Genomic DNA, 18,405 nt, shown 5'->3' with positions numbered 1-18,405 from the left:
AAAATCAGGATTGAGGTATACGAAAAATAAAGCCCACCTTATAGACGGTTTCTAATTGAACATAAGCAGAATGCGACAACAGTTTTCTGATACGGGACACAAATACATCCAGGCTTCGGCCGAGAAAGTAATCGTTTTCTCCCCATACAGCCAGCAGAATATCTTCACGTTTGAGGACACGGTTGGGGTTCAGTGCAAAATACTTCCAGACTGCAAATTCGCGTTCGGTTAGTTTTACCTCATAATTATTCTCAAAAATCAGCATCATCTGATCCTGAATAATGCGAATATCTCCGATAGCCAGATCTGCAGATCGTCTGACCTGCTGACGATTAATAATATTGTGAATACGCCAGGAAAGTTCCTCTATATCAAACGGTTTCGTGATATAATCATCACCCCCCAGTTTTAACCCATAGATCTTGCTTTCTTTTGTGTTTCGGGCAGTCAGAAAAATAAAACGTTGCTCAGGTTGCGTTTCTAGTAGCTGATGAACCAGATCAAATCCTGTATCATCAGGCAACTGGACATCTACAATTAGTAAATCAAAAAGTTGTTTCTGACACAGCTCTTCTGCTTCACGGCTTGTTGTTGCCAGTAATGTTTCAAATCCGGAAGTTTGCAGATACTGCTGGGTCACCAAACCCAGATCAATATCATCCTCAATAATCAGAATCTTTCCCTTCATAATTAACGTATTAACTAACTTCAACCATAGGAATAAGCAAGATAAATTCGGATCCCTCTCCGACGACCGTATCTACTTTAATATCCCAGTCATGCTGTGCTACGGTCTGTTGCACATAATACAATCCCAGTCCTACCCCGTTTTTAGCAAACTCTTGCTTACCTCTGAAAAATTTTTTAAACATATGCGTCAACGTTTCTTTATCTATCCCGTTTCCGTTATCCTTTACATGAAGTTCAATTAATTGTTCCTTCGCAGTCACCCATATGTATATATGTTTATCTTTTTGATTGTTGTACTTAACCCCGTTTTCCACCAGATTATTGAGCAATGTCGTAAACATAAATCTGTTTGTGAGAATATGAAATTGCTTTTCTTCATCTTTTGGAGAATAATCAATTTCAACCTCTTTCCCATAATTAATACGCAGGTCTGTCACACTTTCATCCAGCAGCTCATGAAGATTATAGATATCTTTTTCTACATGGTGGGGACTGAACTTACTCACATTGATAGCCTGATTGATAAGCTTGTCCAGACGACCGGTTTGTCTATCAATGATATCCAGATTGATCGTAGTCATAGCTGTGCCATCTGATGGAATGTCTCTTCTTACATTTTTGCTCGCCACCTGTATGGTTGCCAGCGGAGTATTAAATTCATGGGTAATATTGTTCAGAAAATCGGTTGTCATTTCATTCATTTTCTTTTGTCTAACCCAATTATTGAAGGTTAGAAAATAAATTCCGACAACAGCCAGTAAGCAACAGCCCGATAACAGAAGTAAAGGAAGGATATTTTTGAGAACCGCTAAGGTTTTACCGTCTTTATCTGCATACAGTGAAAATTCTACCCGGTTGCTATATTTCAGATGGGAAGAAATAAATAAACTGGAAATCATCTGATGGTGCTGGACCAATTTTGGATCCCCTTGAATAATAGTCATGGTATCCTGAGATAATAATGGTCCCGAGTCTAATAAATCAATGAAATTATGCCCGTCAAAAGTAACAGAAATACCTCCCAGAACTAGGGTATACTTAAAATTAGGATCCAGATTCTCCTTTTTCAATAACTCTCCAAACAGGCTATCCATTGTAGAACCGTCCCGAAGTTTCCGGACGATCTCATCATAAATCTCAGCACTGCTTTTTTTGAATAATTCAGGATTTTTTTGATATAAACTATCCAGTGTTGACATTTTTGGCAGCAATACGGAATCAATTATAGCTTGTCCTCCCGGAAACAGCTTATCATTGATGATGGCTCTTTCATAGGCTACCTTAAGCTTACTTTTCTCCTTTTTGAAAAGGTCATTGCTTTTGATTTTATAGGTACCGGATATCAATTGATATTGCAGAATCATCAAAACAATAAAACTGGCAATAGCGATAAGTTTATAAATTCTTTCGGTATTCAGGTACATAAATCAGCGATTGGGTATTCGCAAATTTGGTAATTATATAGCAAAGAGTCCAATTTAATTTTATTACACAACTTATCTCCTCCAGATAAATCCTTCAATTTCTCTTCTTAAAGAAGGGAACGCGGACCTTTTATCCTCTGTTTATTTCTATGCTCGGTTGAATGTCCAACTGTTCATATATCGAGTTCTGAGAGACAAATTCGGGTACAATATTTTTTAGAATTCTGACTAATTCTATTGGCTTTATAGCTCCTGAATGGCTATCCAGTATTTGCTCACAAAGCTTATCCAACAGAACCTTTTTCTCATTCAGATCTTCACTGTTGATTTTGGCAATCATTATTTTTTCGTGATGTGTTCTGATTGTATTTTCATTATTTGCCAGCAGTTCTTCATATATCTTTTCTCCAGGGCGTAATCCCGTTATCTTGATATCAATATCTTCGGGGTAGCGGTAGCCTTTGAGCCGGATCATACGTTTAGCAAGTTCTATGATCTTTACAGACTTGCCCATATCAAAGACAAATATTTCTCCACCTTTACCCATTACTCCTGCTTCCTGAACGAGTTGACAAGCCTCAGGAATAGTCATAAAATAGCGTGTAATATCCGGATGCGTTAGTGTCAAAGGTCCGCCGGTTTCCATTTGTCTTTCAAACAATGGGATAACAGATCCGTTTGAACCCAATACATTACCAAAACGGGTAACAATAAAGGCAGTCTTAAATTGTTGCTGACAGCTATTTACATAGATTTCCGCAGCTCTTTTTGTCGCTCCCATCACATTCGTCGGATTAATGGCTTTATCCGTAGAAACCATGACAAATTTTTTAGCGTTGTACTTAATAGCCATATCCGCCACATTCCGGGTGCCGATAACATTTGTTAAGATAGCTTCATACGGATTTTGTTCCATTAACGGAACATGCTTATAAGCCGCGGCATGAAACACGAGGTCAGGACGAAACTGTGCAAATATCTCCTCCATAAAAAGGCGGTCTCTCACATTGCCAACAATATAATACACCCGTTCCGGATGAGTCGCAAATAGCGTTTGCTGTACATCATATATGGCCGATTCTGCCTGATCAATCAAAATTAACTGATCATAATTTTGTACCGAAATCTGCCTGGCCAGTTCGGAACCTATAGAACCTGCAGCACCTGTCACCAATATCACTTTTCCATACATCTCATGCTGTATAGCCGGATTATCAAGTTGAATAACCTTTCTGCCTAAAAGATCCTCAATTTTCAATGCACGTATCTGCCGTTGATTTCCGGCATTCAGCATGGTATTAGACGGATGCATTATTCGTATCTCCAGTTCCAGATCCTGTGCTTTTTCAGTAATACGTTCCAGTCTCTCCGGATCATTATTCTCCACAGCAATAATAATCTGCTCGATATTACACTCATGGATCAATTGTTTGTCCAGACGATCCAAGTCCAGAATTTTGAGACCAGCGAGGCGTTTCCCCACTCTTGAAGGCTTGTCTTCTACAAATGCAAAGACTGAATATTTGACCCTGACATCATCTCTCAATAATGACAGAGCCATTAACCCAGGTCTTGAAGCGCCGAAAATCAAGACATTTACCTGTTTTCTTTTTCGAAGAAAAAAGGCCTCATAAATAGTTCTGTAGAAAATACGTGCAGCGACCAGCACCACCATACTCAGAAATGCATGCATAAAGAGTACAGCGTATGACATACGCAGGTAATCGTCCAAAATCGAGTCTTCCGGAATAAAAAGGCGGAAAACAAAATTTGCAGCCATTAACGTCAGCATAGCCACCCATATGACTTTGAATACGCTTATCGCATCCCGGATACCCGTCTGTCTGACAATCCCTCTGTATGTACCATAGCCAATAAAAAAGAAAAGATAGACCAGAATAATCAGGACACCTTTTTTCAACATTAAGTCCAGTTCAAAGCTGCCCTTAAAACTATTAATAATAAAGTTGGAGAATAAATAACAGAAAAATACAATTGAGATATCAATTAATAAAATAACCCATCTGGGATTATCCTTTCTTAATCTTCGCTTTAGGTCTGTAAGGTTCCACATATCACATTTACCGTGACTACAAATATGCAAGTATTATTCCACATTCGTATCAATTCTGATAATAACTAAATTTGGACAACTTTTTGCTATAACATAACTCAGCAGATATATACTACCGTTAAAGCGTTAAAGTTTATAAAAACGGAATAGATTTATAAGTAATATTTATTATTGCTTTACGCAAGTATATTGATTAACATATATTCAAAAATATGGAAAACAAAGACAAAATCAACATTTCGTTAATTTTAGATGCATTTAAAGAAAATAAAAGTAGATGCTTTGCTACATTTTCAAATTAAATAACTTATCTTTGTTATTCATAAATATTTAATTCTGTTGTAGCAATTCGGATCAATACAACGTTATGATTAATAATCGTACAGTATAAACAAGAACATGAGCCTTCTATCAAAGTTATTCCGTAAGAAAGAAAATACACTTCATCATAATGCTCTGGCATTTATGGAGGTTGATATGCACAATCATCTATTACCAGGTATTGATGACGGAAGTAAATCAGTAGAGCAATCTGTAAAACTAATTGAAGGATTACAGGAATTAGGACTAAATAAGTTTATATGCACACCCCATATCATGGATGGTGTGTATGCCAACACCAAAGACACTATTGATGCTGCATATCAAAAACTTAAATCTACTCTTGTATCCAGAGAATCAAAAGTAGAGCTTAATTTTGCAGCGGAACATATGATTGATCAGGGGTTGGATGTCATCATAGCGGATAACAAATTGTGCGGAATGCCGAATGATTATGTACTTATAGAGATGTCCTATTTAGCAGAATCAAAGTCTTTATTTAGGACGATCATGGATATACAAGCTATGGGTTACAAACCAATATTAGCTCATCCGGAGAGATATAACTATTATCATCAGAACTTTAAGATCTTTAAACAAATAAAAGATGCAGGATGCGCTCTTCAGCTGAATCTGCTTTCAGTGTCCAGATATTATGGCAGTAATGTAAAAACTACTGCGCTGACATTGATAAAATCGGGACTATATGATTTTATAGGAACAGATATTCATCATGAAAAACATCTGGCAGCTGTAAAAGAAGTCGCTACAAAATATCCGTTGGCAGATCTTCTAAAAACTTGCCAGCTTCGCAATCATGAACTTCTCACAAGCAGCAATCCCAGCAAAGAATTTATTGCAGTAGGCTAATCTGGAGTAGAACAATATTATGAAAGCAACCTTTGAAGTGGGTTGCTTTTTTTTGTACACAGTCTTCCTATGTGATATCTACAAATCAATTGATCAGAAAAATAGTCTGTTTATTTAAGCGCTGTATTTTCTGAGGAATTTTTCCCTTAACATATATTTGTAACGATATTATCAAATTGTTTTGGTGAAAATTTCAATTTTATATGCTATTATTACGGTGCTTAAACCTTTTTGCATATGAAAAACAATCTATTCCGCTTTAAACAGAAGCATTTCTTTCTATTCTTCTCCTTTAGTCTAATATCCTTATGTGTGAGCGCTCAGAAAACGCACACCTTTACTGAAGGACTACATGTAGAGATTCCCCAGAATTATGGTCGGGAAGCACTCTATACAGATGAATTATTGTGGCAACTCTACAGCAATAAGCTAGCTACACCTTCTGTTGGTAAGACTTTAGAATTGTCATTATCCCAAAATAAATGGATAAAAGCGACTGCAGATAGTACAGGTTTCTTTAGACCCCAACGAGGAAGTGGAGGAAATCTGCAACAGCCAAATAATCCTCCCGGACCGGGGCGGATTGCGGAACAAAATACAAATCCAAGACCTGCACAACAATACCGGGGTCCCAGACCCAGCTATTTGTACCTGACCTACAATTCATCCAAAGAGCAAACTGCAATATTGAACGTGAAGGGTAATAGTGCGGTTGTTGTAAACGGAGCCCTGCATTCTGGTGATCCATATCGGATGGGCTGGATGGACATTCCGGTACACTTAAAAAAAGGACTTAATGAATTTTATGTCCGCGGAGCATATATATCAGCCAGTCTTACTTTTCCACAGCATCCTGTACAGTTTTCTACTCAGGATCTTACTCTACCGGATATTGTGCAGGGAAAAGATAACAGCAATCTCATTGTTGGAATCGTATTGTTAAATAACAGCACTCAAAACCTATCTGATCTACAGATACAAAGTATTACAAACGGTCAGAAAGTAATCAGTGCTTTACCTGTCATTAATGGAAACAGCAGCAGAAAAGTAGTTGTACGTATTGACGGATCTGCTATTCAGAAAACAGGAGACATTACCTCTCAACTTTCTTTATTAAAGAATGGAAAGGTTATTGGTAATACCCCGATCCAGTTGAGAAGTGTAGATCTAAAAACAGCTTACAGAGTTACATTTGTAAGTAATATTGATAATAGTGTACAATATTATGCGGTCAATCCTGCTACAGGAGGAGAGAAACCGCAGGATGCACTTTTCTTCTCTGTACATGGGGCAGGGGTCGAAGCTCTTGGTCAGGCACAAGCGTATCAGGCTAAAGATTGGGGAACACTGGTGGCCCCTACAAATCGTCGTCCCCGTGGATTTAACTGGGAAGACTGGGGACGCTTAGATGCTTTGGAGGTCTTAAGTTTGGCAAAGGCTCAACTGCAGCCAGATACGCAACGCGTCTACCTGACAGGACACTCAATGGGGGGACACGGCACCTGGTTTTTGGGTGCTACCTATCCGGACAAATGGGCTGCAATAGCACCATGTGCAGGGTATCCGACCCTGAAAGGTTACGGGTCTGCAGATGGATTAGTACCAGAAAAAGGACGTAATGCTCTGGAAGAAGTATTACTTAGATCGGGTAATCAGAGTGACGTCATTGCTTACGCAACGAATTACAAACCATTAGGTGTCTATATATTGCATGGGGATGCAGACCGCACCGTTTCTGTGGATTATGCAAGACAGATGCGAAATATCCTTGGTGGATTTCATCCTGACTTTAGCTATTATGAATACCCTGGCGGCTCGCATTGGTATAGCAACGAAAGTGTAGACTGGAAGCCTTTATTTGATTACTTCAAGTGGCACAAAAGAAAAACACATAACGAGGTTGATCATATCGATTTTATGACTGCTAACCCCGGAATATCTGCATCCTATTATTGGGCAACCGTTTATCAGCAGCTCAATCCATTAGATTATTCCCGTATCCTCTTAGACCGCGATATGGTAAAACGAAGTATTGTAGGACAAACAACAAATGTGCAGACACTTCGTCTGGATCTGAGAGGGTTTAATAAAACGGAACAAGTATCTATAACGTTAGATAGCTTAAATACCATTGAACACCATATAACAGATTCCAAAAGTTCTTTTGTCTATCTGAAAAAAGAAGGAACATCCTGGAAAGTAATCAACGAGCCAAGCCTTGCACATAAGGGGCCTCACAGAAACGGAACATTCAAAGAAGCATTTAACAACAGGATGGTCTATGTTTACGGAACTCAGGGAACTAAAGAAGAAAATAATTGGGCTATGGAGAAGGCAAATTATGATGCTGAAGCCTGGTACTACCGGGGTAATGGGGCATTTGATATTATCGCTGACCGGGATTTTGAAGAAACCAAATATGCCGGCCGAAATATTATTCTGATTGGTAATGCAAAAACCAACAGCGCATGGAATATTTTACTGAAAGATTGTCCGGTTAAGGTGGAGACTGGCAAGGTTAATATTGGGGAGAAAAGCTATTCCGGAGATGATTTGGGTGGATATTTTTACTGGAAGAAACCGGGATCAGATGTTTTATCTGTGGGAGTTATTACCGGCAACGGAATCGCAGGAATGCGTGCAGCAACGGCTAATCAATACTTTGCCGGAGCAAGTGGCTTTCCGGATTATATGTTTTTTAAGCTGGCTATGTTGAAAGACGGAGTGGAAGGCATTGTAGATGCCGGATTTTACAGCAATGAATGGAATGTAAAATCAAATTAGAAATAACAAAGAGCTGGATATTGCCAGCTCTTTGCTTTTACTTATTATTGCAATAACCACATCGGTTTATTGATTATTATATTAGTGATAATTACTTACATCCGGTATTAATCACTATTTCTATCGCTTGTACCCTGTTAGTATTTAATTCTATTTTTTGATATCCGATTTAACAAAAATGGCCGGAGCAAATCCTTTGTACTATATTAGTAGCTGGTCTTTACTATCTTAATGCTGGCAACAATTTATCCCAGATTTCCTGATACAATTTGGGATCATTACTTAATCCGTTATCTTCGTCATAAGCTGTTTTATTGTGGATATCACCTCCAAAGATCTTATCCACCTGATAAATATTCAATGTTACTAAAGCTTGATTAGAATTACCTGGCTGAATCAGAAAATTACATGTTCTCCATTCTCCCATTTTAGCTGAGAAAACCTTATTATACTTGATATAGGTTTGTACCTGTATAAAGCCCGATTGCCGGTCTACAGCAGTAATCCGGTATCCGTTATTATGTAAGTATCGTATGGATTTTGTAAATGTGGAGTCTGCAGTCGCATCTACATTTCGCTGCTGAAATGTATTTATCTGTTGTGCAGAAAGGCTGAGGGATAGAAAAACAAAGAGAATAACTATAAAAAATCTGAACTGCATCATAACTTACTGATATTGAAAGGTTATTTCATTATCAGCAAGTTATCGAAAATCATTAACAATGGCAAACAAAGAAACTTTTATCCGGCTGAATAAAAATGTTCCGGCTTAATTCTTTCTCTGAGGAGCTACCGATTGGCATCTAGCGGCTGATGTTAACAAAATAATCCAACGGATAGGTATGATCGTCAAGCTTTGCATTTTCGATACCATAGTCCGCAAAGACTAATAGCTCACTATCCGGTTCTAAAGCCCGGAAAGCAGTACCATATCCTACCGGTACATGCAATACTCTATGTTCTTCTGACTTTAAGATTTCTGTCTCTACAGCAAGATCTTCTGAAGGTGAATCCCAATTATCAATCTTAACCAGATCTACCGAAAATGCTCCGGACAATACATAAAACCAACGCTGTTCTATCCGATGCGCCCGCCAGCCTCTGATCAATTCGACATCTGCATTCTTAATAATATAAAACCGTTTGATCAACGACATATCAAAATCATTGACAAATCGGATCTGACCTCTATGGTCTTTCGCAATACCGCCAGTGATGAAGTTTATCATATTCTGAATCTGCTACTTGTTTACGTATTTCTTAATTATACTACTCTTTATAATCAGATATAGGATACTGAGAAAGGCTAGTAAAGACAAAGAGAAAATAATCATAACGTTAACTGTTTCGTTTGCAACTTGAATAACGACAAAACCAATTAAAAACTGTAAAGCGCCGTATAGAAAAGATACCATCAGCTTATTTACACCCGCTTCATTTCCAAGATATTGATACAAATGAGAACGGTGCGCTTTAAAGATATTTTCTCCTTTTGACAAACGCCTAATAATTGTCCAGATCGTATCAATGCCATAAACAGACAAGAAGAGGATATAGATAAGATTCTGCGATTTAATAATCAATGCCGCAATAGCAAATAGTAAGATAAACGCTATAGCAACAGATCCTACATCACCAGCAAAACATTTAGCTTTTGATCTGAAGTTGAAAAAGGCAAAAACCAGTACCGATAACATACTATAGATCAGCAAATCCCGATCAATGAAATCAATCTGATGGCTGACTAACATTAATAAACCTCCTACTGCAAGACTATAACAAGCTGTAATGCCGTTAATTCCATCCATGAAATTGTACGCATTGATAACTCCAATGACAATTACAAAAGTAATGGCCAGGTAATACCAGGGCATGTCAAACACATCCAGTTCGTAGGCCATTAACAATACCGAAAGCAAATGAACTAATAGACGGATCTTATTGGACAAGGTCATTACATCATCCGCGAAGCTAACAACTGTCATCAAGGTCAATCCGAAAAAGAAATAGGGATACTGAAAGCCGGAAATAACAAAATAAGCAAATGCCCCCAAATAAAATATAACTCCGCCCCCCCTCAATGTAACAGAGGTATGTGAACTACGTTCGTTTGGCTTATCTATAATATTAAACCGGTCTGCAATTTTAAAGTAAAGCAGCTCAGCAATAAAAAGAGTTATAAATATTATTATGTATATCATTATTTACTATTTATTTTATACTAATTCTTGCCTGCATTAAAGGATCTGATCGTTTTCACCAATCCTTCAGTTGCAGTCAATGGTAATTTCTCAATACCTAATGCAGTTTTGATCTTCTGATTGGAGACAACATAAGACTCTGTTAATTTCTTCAGTCGCTCAGAATTTAAAGGTAAAGGTAGTATATCTCCTATTTTAACAACTCCCCTTATCAATCCCACAGGAACAGACCATAACTTGGGTGACTTTCCTAACGTACGTGCAATTAAAGAGACCAAATCATTAGTAGATACTGCATCGTCATCGGCAAAGTTATAGACTCCGGACGGTAGACTTGTATTTACTATCATCTGTTCCAACAGATAGTTAAGGTTATCTATACTCAAAAATGATCGTTGATTATGAAAACCAGCCAATGGCCAAGGCAATCCTTTTTCTACTACTTTATATAGCAAATTAAGATTTCCTTTATTTCCCGGGCCATGGATCATACATGGCCGGATAATAAAAAGACGTTTTCCTAAAGGCAAAACTTTGTTTAACAGATACTGTTCCGCTTCCAATTTTGATTTACCATAAGGAGTCAAAGGTGATCCATTGACATCTTCTACCAATATATCATTCACAGTGTCAGCAACTGCTTTAACAGAGCTGAAATAGAAAAAGTCTTTAATATCAGATTGTAAAAAAAGATCAAATAACTCTATAGTCAAATCTCTGTTAACTTTAAAATATTCTTCGGGATCCGAGGTATTTGATGTATCATGGGCTTTACCAGCTAAGTGGATGACTGCTGTAGCTTCAGAGGGCATATTTAGTTGCCAATCTATATTTCTTAAAGAAAGATTCTTCACATTATACCTCTTATCCAATAGAAATTTTTGCAAATTCCTGCCCACAAAACCAGATGTGCCTATTATAACAACTTTCATTTAAACTGCTGAATTGTTTTTTTATTTATCAAACGACGTTTTCCATCAAAAATCCAACCCCATTTACTAAAATAGTATATTGCTGACCTCACAAAGATCTTAAATAATTTCATACTCTTATTTGCTCCTGATTCATACCCATGATAGATAGAAACTTCGGGATAATAGATTGTATCATAGTAGACATGCATTCTCCGGGATAAATCCCAGTCCTCAAAATACATAAAAAATTTATCATCATATACTCCAACTTTTCGTAAGGCATCTAAACGAAATAAAGTAAAACAACCTGAAATAATAGGTGCGCTATAAATCGTATGATTTGGAACCATCCTAAGCTCATAATCTATTATAAATCGCTTAAACCACCCATAACGTCTGTTCAGTATTCGCTGAATTATTGAAAGTGGTGAAGGTAACAGCTTTGGAAGGTGTTGAATTGTATCATCTTCATTTAATACCTGCGGCATAATCATCGCAACATGATCATGGGAATCCATGTAAGAAACCATCTTTTCTATCACACCGGTTGTAAACGAAACATCAGGATTGATAACAAAGTGGTACTTAGCATCACGAGCTATTGCATCCCAGATTGCTATATTGTGCGATGCACCAAACCCTGGATTAGATGGATTATGAATGTAGACTATTCTTTGATCGGACGAAACCTGCCTGAGATCATCCGAAGGAGAATTGTCTATTAGGTACAAAAATTGAATATTGCTCGACAACACACATTTAATAGTACGTTCAGCCTCTAAATGACTGGTTTTATATAAAACAATAGATGAGGTAACCAAAATTTTATTTTTTTTGATAATTAAATACAAACAAAATCACAATCCACTCTGTAATTTGATTAGCGAAGAATATCGATCAATTTATTCATTTGATCTGACACTTTGACAACACTATTAACTTTTACCGATAGCGAAAGTGATCTAACAATAGCTTCACAGATAGAATTAACATCACCAGGATCAAAAACATCACTTGGATGGCAGACAGCATATGTATATTCCAAGTCAGCCCCAATAATCTTACACCCCATTTCGATTCCCTCTATCAAACCCAGTCCAAAGCTTTCTGATAGTGATGGAAAGATCACGAATTCTGACTCAGAATATTCTGTAGCCAGCTTTTCTCTGTCTACAAATCCTATATTGAATATTGGATATCCTTTACTACGTGCTTCATTGATCAGCAAAAGAATCTCAGGAAAATTATTGTTCACAGTTAAAACGAGTTCCCCCTTACCAGTACTGTCATATGCCTTGCAAAACGCTGCAATAAGTCGAATATGATTTTTGTTTGCTTGTGCATTGCTTACATATAAAAACCTACCAATCTTGCGAGAAACATTACCATTCTCCACCATTATTTTAGGATAAAATGGCATAACACGAACTTCAATCGAATTTGCGATACTATTTGATAGACGATTCGAAACTATCTCACTTTGGGTAAACCAAACATCTGTGTTTTTTTTTAATGTCTTAATAACAAAAAGCTTGATATGGAAAAGAATGGTCTCAAATACACCAAACTCTTTTGGAATATTAAGAAGGATTGTATTGTGAAAATAAGTAAAAACTTTACCTCGGATCTTTATAGGCGGAGGTACGTTTCCAAGAATAAATATTTTTCCGAATCGGGTTCTATTTCGAAAATAGAACATCAATCGTTTCGAAAACGTTGAGTCTAAATATTCTATTCGATTTGTTGATTTGATCTGATAAGGTCTGTCCTCTATTCTTCTATCAAATAAATAATATATTTCCAAATCTGTTTTTTCAAGATTATCAACTAAATAATCTAAAAGAACTTTACCTCCACCATTATGTATATAGATAGCATCTATCAATAAGCTATAATTACTTCGAATCATTGTTATTTTTAATAAAAAACTCTTTCAGCTCATTGAGTGAGTCAAACTTATATATTTCATACTTTTCAAGAAGTAGTTCTACTTTTTTTCCATCGTTTGACGAAATATCTAGGAATATTTCAGAAGTACTTGGTAAGTAACCGTAAGCACCGTAATTGTGCGACTTCCCATCTAAAAAGGGGCTGAAAGAAACAAACTGCACAAGATTACGATCCCAGACAAATAACATTGGGTCACCCTGAGATATTCTTGTCTTTATAAAAATGAAATAATATCCTGGTTTAAGGGTAATTTTTGAATTTTCAACTAAAATATACTGATTCTTCTCCGAAAATGCTAATTTGACTAACTGACCTGAAAAAGTTTTATTTGATGTAGGCAAAGTCTCAGGTTTTTCTGGTAGAAATGAGCCATTGAGATTTATTGCTTTATTAAAATTTACTGAAAAATGTTCAACCATACCAGGCATCGCAAAATCATCTTGCAAAGGAAGATATCGAGTTTCGGACTTCGTTTCTGACACCTGTATCATATTATTTTTTAATGTGGGAAATCCTATCAACCTAATGCCTGATATAGACTGAAGACCTCCATCTGTACTAGGATAATATAAATTTAAAAACGATGTAGCTGCTATTGAAAATGGCGCACTAGAAACACCTTTACTATACTCTACCTTCGATGAATATGCATTAACAACAATATTTTTACCACGAATATCAATATTAGTCAATCGACCTCCAATAAAATTATATGAACAATCCTTACCATCAAAGATATAGCTTGTAGATTGATATTTCTTACTACTAAGTTTTTTATTATCAAAAACATCGACGTTAACACTCTTTGACATATCTCCTAATCTTTTTTCATCCCAGCAATTTATAAAGCTTACAGGTGTATATGTATTATTGGAATAAAAGAATCCATTTATAAGATTGAATTGAAAGATGCAATCTGTAAAACTGACTCCTCCAAACCCATCTGTCAAATTATGAAAGTATACAGCAATATCGTTAGAATCAAACTCACATGTATAAAAATATTTGTTACCAGCATGCATATTATCACCACTACCTTTGTTATCTAAACTATACACACCATAGCGATTTTGTTGAAATGAGCAGCTAAAAAAGGTACATCCTATATTCCCCCACGGGAAAGTGATAGCTTTATCGAACCCCTGAAATAAAACATTTCGGAATGTTACATTTCCACTGTACTGCCCATCTGGCTCTTGCTTGCCATTTATATCAGTACCAAATGATATACCTGTCCCTTCTTTGTTATTAGAAGATACGATCATGTTAACCATTGAACTTGAATATGTCCAAAAAGGAGCTTTCGCATTATAAATAATTATTGCACGCTTTATATCAAATGGCATCAAATATGTATTTCCTGCATCCCCTTCCAGCTCCATATGCTGATTCAAGCGCGCATTAAATTTATACTTCCCTGCTGGAAAAAACAGAGACTCTCCATAGTCAAAGGCTGCCTGAATGGCTTTGGAATCATCTGTCTTACCATCCCCCTTTGCCCCAAACCATTTCACATTAAGTTTCCCGCTATAATTTCGTTTGTAAAATTTATTTTCCTTTTTTATATAAATTACTCCATCTACCTTTTCTTTTGTCATTGGACTACCATCCCGCCAGACACTTACAGATTCATAGGATGCAGAGTTATTTCCTTGATCATTAGACCCAGTTTGTGAATACGATTCACTTACAAAAGAGAGCAAGATTAATAAGTATATTATTACTTTAATGTTCATAAATTAAATTTCATCTTTTTAAAAAGATCTTATTATAAAAGCATAAGTATCATACAAGAATCTATTATGTAAACCACTTGTCATTTCGTTTCTCTTATTTTAGATAAGATAGTTTAAAAGTATCTGTACGTCTCAATTATTAATATAGTTTGAGTCATATTCGCTATAATTAGATTTTCTTAAAAGAACCTTTGATTGGAAATTATTGAATACATATAAAAAAACAAAGAAATACATTTCGGGAGAAAAATAATGTCCTTCTCTAAAAAGTTTTGCAAAGAAATAAATCAAAATACCCTTACTTATTATAGAGTTTTGATACAAAATATTTTCTTTATCATTTTTCACATAAAAATGATAAAGAAAATATCCAAATAGTATTAGTCCTAATAATCCTGTTTCAGAAAGCAATCGAATAAACAAGGAACCAGCATCTTGCGCATTTAAATTATCCATTCCCATTTCTTCAAAAACACTTATCCCTTTAACACCACCTAAATATAATTCTCTAGAAGTAAGATGAGAGCCTATACCGTTACCAAATATCGGATTTGATTCGAAACTTTTAAGAGCTACAAACAGATTTGATAATAATGCATATGAGCTCAGGTTAGCTTGGGTCAGATCTTTGGTAATAAAAGAATTCATTGTATCATCAACTCTAAGTTTAAAAGAAGGATAAAAATTATACACCAAAATGCCAATTAAAAAAGATAGAGAGGCGCCAATCATAACCTTAATGATAGATATTCTTTTGAATGATAAAATCAAACACAACCCCAAACAAATTATTGCAAGACTTGATCCACTCAAAATAATGCTTAACAAAATTAATTTCCAATAATATCTAGGATATTCAATAGATTTCAATGTTATAAAAAATGCAGGCAAAACAATAGCAGCATAATGTGCAGGTTCCAACATTATACTGCGAAACCAATAATTATTCATAGTCAAATCTATTGGAAACCTAATAAAGCCTATTATTACTAAAAACAATACTAAGCGACAATACAATCTAACTATTTCATTGATTTTAAATTCAAAGTATTTAAAAAAAGAAAAATAATATATAGGTATAATAAGTAATGCTACAAACTGTACCATAAAATATCCTATAGAATTATATCCAAAAACTATAGATATAAATCCGTTTAATAACAATAAAATGTGAAATACAAATAAGCCTCTTGCATAGGAAACTTTATTAGCTAACATGAAGAAAGCCAGATTTACCAGAATTACTAAATAAAATAATTTGAAATCAAAACCGATATTGTATCGAAACGATTCAGTAAAAATAGACAGCAATGTAGTATAAAGAATTAACTTATTTACCTTCATAATGAAAAATATGATTTATCCAATTATCTATATAAAGATCATCAGAGGGCATTGATTTCTTTGAACCAAAAGAAGAAATCTCAATATCATCTACATCAAAAAGGTTTACCCAATCAGAATTATAAATTGGATTCATAAAAACAGATTTATTTGTCGTTAAAATTCTTTTTCCCGCTCCATATGCTTCGATTACTCTCATTGAAAGTCCTGTTTGCGTGGAATGACTTAAATCTACAATTATGTCAGAAATCTCAAGATTATATAAATATTCCTTTCTGGGCATAGGCCTAAATGATAAGAAACTTTTATTTAAATTGACTCCTTTAAAGATTTTCATTTTAACATAGGTTGTCCAAGGAATATAGCAAAACATTTTAGCCTTTAACCCATTTTGTTTGCAATATGATTGAAATTTTAACATTGCATTGTACCTCGAAATAGTAAAGGAATTAAAACAAAAAAAATCAAATATCAAATCCTTTCTACTATTTTGAATCTGTTTAATTTCTTCTGTATAAAAAAGTTGTAAAAATTCTAACCCAGTAATATTTTGAAAATCACCATAGTCAAATGTAAATACTCGATCAAAATATTTTAACAACCTCGTATAGTGATTATTTTGAGACGAATCCCATTGGTACATTAAACATATAATATTTGGATATTTTTTTCGCACTTTTTTTAAAAAATATTCCGGCATCTTATAACCTCGGATAACAAATAGATGACTCATATCTTTAACATTCCGTATTTTAAAAAGAATATATAAAAAATATATATTCTGGTAGATATTTATTAATCTCGCATTAACTGTATTGAGTATACTAAATAACTTACCGTCTATTTTTTCTGAAAAAAAAACAACCTCGTTATATTCAGCTAGCTTGGAGTGAATCAAGACGTGATAGTCATAAAATCTAGGTGCAATGAATAATATTTTTTTCCCGTCGACTGTTATCATAATTATTTTAACAAACCTTTAGATTTCATTTCCGATATTGAATCTTCGTATTTACTAACTTCTATCTCCTGTAAATTAACCCAATCCGTAAAAGACTTAATTCCTCTTTCAAACGTAACTTTAGGTTCAAAACCCAATAATCTTCTAATTTTTGTTAAGTCAGCATAATTATGACGAATATCTCCTACACGATAGTTACCAGAGATTGTAACAGCGACATCAACACCGTAATTTTTCTTAAGTTCATTTGCTACAGTTAACACGTCTGTCGCCATACCGGTTCCCACATTGAACGCTTCATTATTAGCTTCGTCTTTCTCTAATCCTAATATTGTAGCATCAACTACATCATCTATGTATACAAAATCACGAGTTTCCCTTCCATCTTCGAAAATATTAATACCATTTCCATTTTTAATTTGAGTAGAAAAAATAGACAAAATTCCAGTGTATGGATTTTTAAGAGATTGACCAGGTCCATAAACATTCTGATAACGAAATGCAACACCCGCAATTCCAATAGTAGGGCAAACAGTTAGTATCATTTGTTCCTGATTTTGCTTTGTTATACCATAAACCGATGAAGGGTGAATTTTAGACTCTTCATCAGTACCAACCAGAGTTAATGCACTTGATCCTGAATATTTTACTTCAAAATCGCCTGCATCCATAAACTCACTTTCTCTTTGCTTTGGATAAACCGCCCCCAACTCTTTACTAATATATTTTCCTTCTCCATAAATTGAACGAGAAGAAGCAACAATTACCTTTTTAACAGTATGTTGTGTATTTACTAATAAATCCAATAATAAAGCAGTACCATTGATGTTAACATCAATGTATTTTTTTATCTCATACATTGACTGTCCAGTACCTGTCTCAGCAGCATAATGTACTATAGCATCCTGACCCTCAATCGCTTTTACCCAATCTTGCTCCGAAGTTACTGTCCCCAAAATAAACTTCACTTTATCTTTAATGCTTATATATAAAGGGGAGGTTTCTCTAGGATTCTCACCATGTATCTGGGGTGAAAGATTATCTAATACAGTAATATTATATCCTTTATCTATTAACTTAAGTGCTAAGTTTGAACCTATGAAGCCTGCTCCACCAGTAATTAAAATGTTTTTCAT

General features: G+C 35.2%; 15 protein-coding genes. 2 read left to right on the top strand and 13 right to left on the bottom strand.

Translation table 11 applies throughout. The features are described from left to right. Nucleotides 1-4 precede the first annotated feature (4 nt). The 3 genes from I6J02_RS08265 to I6J02_RS08255 form a co-directional block, all read right to left on the bottom strand. The gene (locus I6J02_RS08265) at nt 5-688 is read right to left on the bottom strand and encodes a response regulator transcription factor (protein WP_201681253.1); all 684 of its coding nucleotides are present in this window, start codon (nt 686-688) and stop codon (nt 5-7) included. Between the two features lie 10 nt (nt 689-698). Beyond that, entirely contained in the window at nt 699-2,114 is a 1,416-nt protein-coding gene (locus I6J02_RS08260; RefSeq protein WP_201681252.1) for a sensor histidine kinase, read from the bottom strand. 130 nt (nt 2,115-2,244) lie between these two features. Then, a complete protein-coding gene (locus I6J02_RS08255) occupies nt 2,245-4,038 on the bottom strand; it encodes a polysaccharide biosynthesis protein (protein WP_236582360.1) in 1,794 nt (597 codons plus the stop codon). A 549-nt stretch (nt 4,039-4,587) separates the two neighbouring features. On the opposite strand from I6J02_RS08255, the gene I6J02_RS08250 reads away from it, so the two are divergent. Together I6J02_RS08250 and I6J02_RS08245 are read left to right on the top strand one after the other, a co-directional pair. Further along, nucleotides 4,588-5,379: a tyrosine-protein phosphatase gene (locus I6J02_RS08250; protein ID WP_201681250.1), complete on the top strand. Its 792-nt coding sequence runs from the start codon at nt 4,588-4,590 to the stop codon at nt 5,377-5,379. Nucleotides 5,380-5,616: 237 nt separating this feature from the next. Next, nucleotides 5,617-8,163 (top strand): prolyl oligopeptidase family serine peptidase, encoded by a 2,547-nt coding sequence (locus tag I6J02_RS08245; protein WP_201681249.1) that lies wholly within the window; start codon nt 5,617-5,619, stop codon nt 8,161-8,163. Between the two features lie 223 nt (nt 8,164-8,386). On the opposite strand, the gene I6J02_RS08240 is transcribed toward I6J02_RS08245, so the two are convergent. The 10 genes from I6J02_RS08240 to I6J02_RS08195 form a co-directional block, all read right to left on the bottom strand. After that, nucleotides 8,387-8,827 carry a hypothetical protein gene (locus tag I6J02_RS08240; RefSeq protein WP_201681248.1) on the bottom strand — a complete coding sequence of 147 codons (441 nt, stop codon included), beginning with the start codon at nt 8,825-8,827 and terminating at the stop codon, nt 8,387-8,389. A 139-nt stretch (nt 8,828-8,966) separates the two neighbouring features. Next, on the bottom strand, nt 8,967-9,392 hold the full coding sequence (locus tag I6J02_RS08235) for a WxcM-like domain-containing protein (protein WP_201681247.1): 426 nt from the start codon (nt 9,390-9,392) through the stop codon (nt 8,967-8,969). 12 nt (nt 9,393-9,404) lie between these two features. Beyond that, on the bottom strand, nt 9,405-10,364 hold the full coding sequence (locus tag I6J02_RS08230) for a UDP-GlcNAc--UDP-phosphate GlcNAc-1-phosphate transferase (RefSeq protein WP_201681246.1): 960 nt from the start codon (nt 10,362-10,364) through the stop codon (nt 9,405-9,407). Between the two features lie 20 nt (nt 10,365-10,384). Beyond that, entirely contained in the window at nt 10,385-11,296 is a 912-nt protein-coding gene (locus I6J02_RS08225) for an NAD-dependent epimerase/dehydratase family protein (RefSeq protein ID WP_201681245.1), read from the bottom strand. Next, nucleotides 11,293-12,099, bottom strand: a complete 807-nt coding sequence (locus I6J02_RS08220) for a glycosyltransferase (RefSeq protein WP_201681244.1) — start codon at nt 12,097-12,099, stop codon at nt 11,293-11,295. The genes I6J02_RS08225 and I6J02_RS08220 overlap by 4 nt, the downstream gene beginning before the upstream one ends. A 59-nt stretch (nt 12,100-12,158) precedes the next feature. Continuing rightward, on the bottom strand, nt 12,159-13,187 hold the full coding sequence (locus I6J02_RS08215) for a glycosyltransferase (protein WP_201681243.1): 1,029 nt from the start codon (nt 13,185-13,187) through the stop codon (nt 12,159-12,161). Further along, on the bottom strand, nt 13,174-14,964 hold the full coding sequence (locus tag I6J02_RS08210) for a glycosyl hydrolase family 28-related protein (protein ID WP_201681242.1): 1,791 nt from the start codon (nt 14,962-14,964) through the stop codon (nt 13,174-13,176). The genes I6J02_RS08215 and I6J02_RS08210 overlap by 14 nt, the downstream gene beginning before the upstream one ends. 132 nt (nt 14,965-15,096) lie before the next feature. Continuing rightward, entirely contained in the window at nt 15,097-16,182 is a 1,086-nt protein-coding gene (locus I6J02_RS08205) for a hypothetical protein (protein ID WP_201681241.1), read from the bottom strand. Between the two features lie 112 nt (nt 16,183-16,294). After that, a complete protein-coding gene (locus I6J02_RS08200; RefSeq protein WP_201681240.1) occupies nt 16,295-17,041 on the bottom strand; it encodes a hypothetical protein in 747 nt (248 codons plus the stop codon). A gap of 230 nt (nt 17,042-17,271) precedes the next feature. Then, entirely contained in the window at nt 17,272-18,405 is a 1,134-nt protein-coding gene (locus tag I6J02_RS08195) for an NAD-dependent epimerase/dehydratase family protein (RefSeq protein ID WP_201681239.1), read from the bottom strand.

This window comes from Sphingobacterium spiritivorum (assembly GCF_016725325.1).
Taxonomy (GTDB): domain Bacteria; phylum Bacteroidota; class Bacteroidia; order Sphingobacteriales; family Sphingobacteriaceae; genus Sphingobacterium.
Note: the sequence above shows the minus strand (reverse complement) of the source record. Positions and strands in the feature narration are given on the sequence as shown.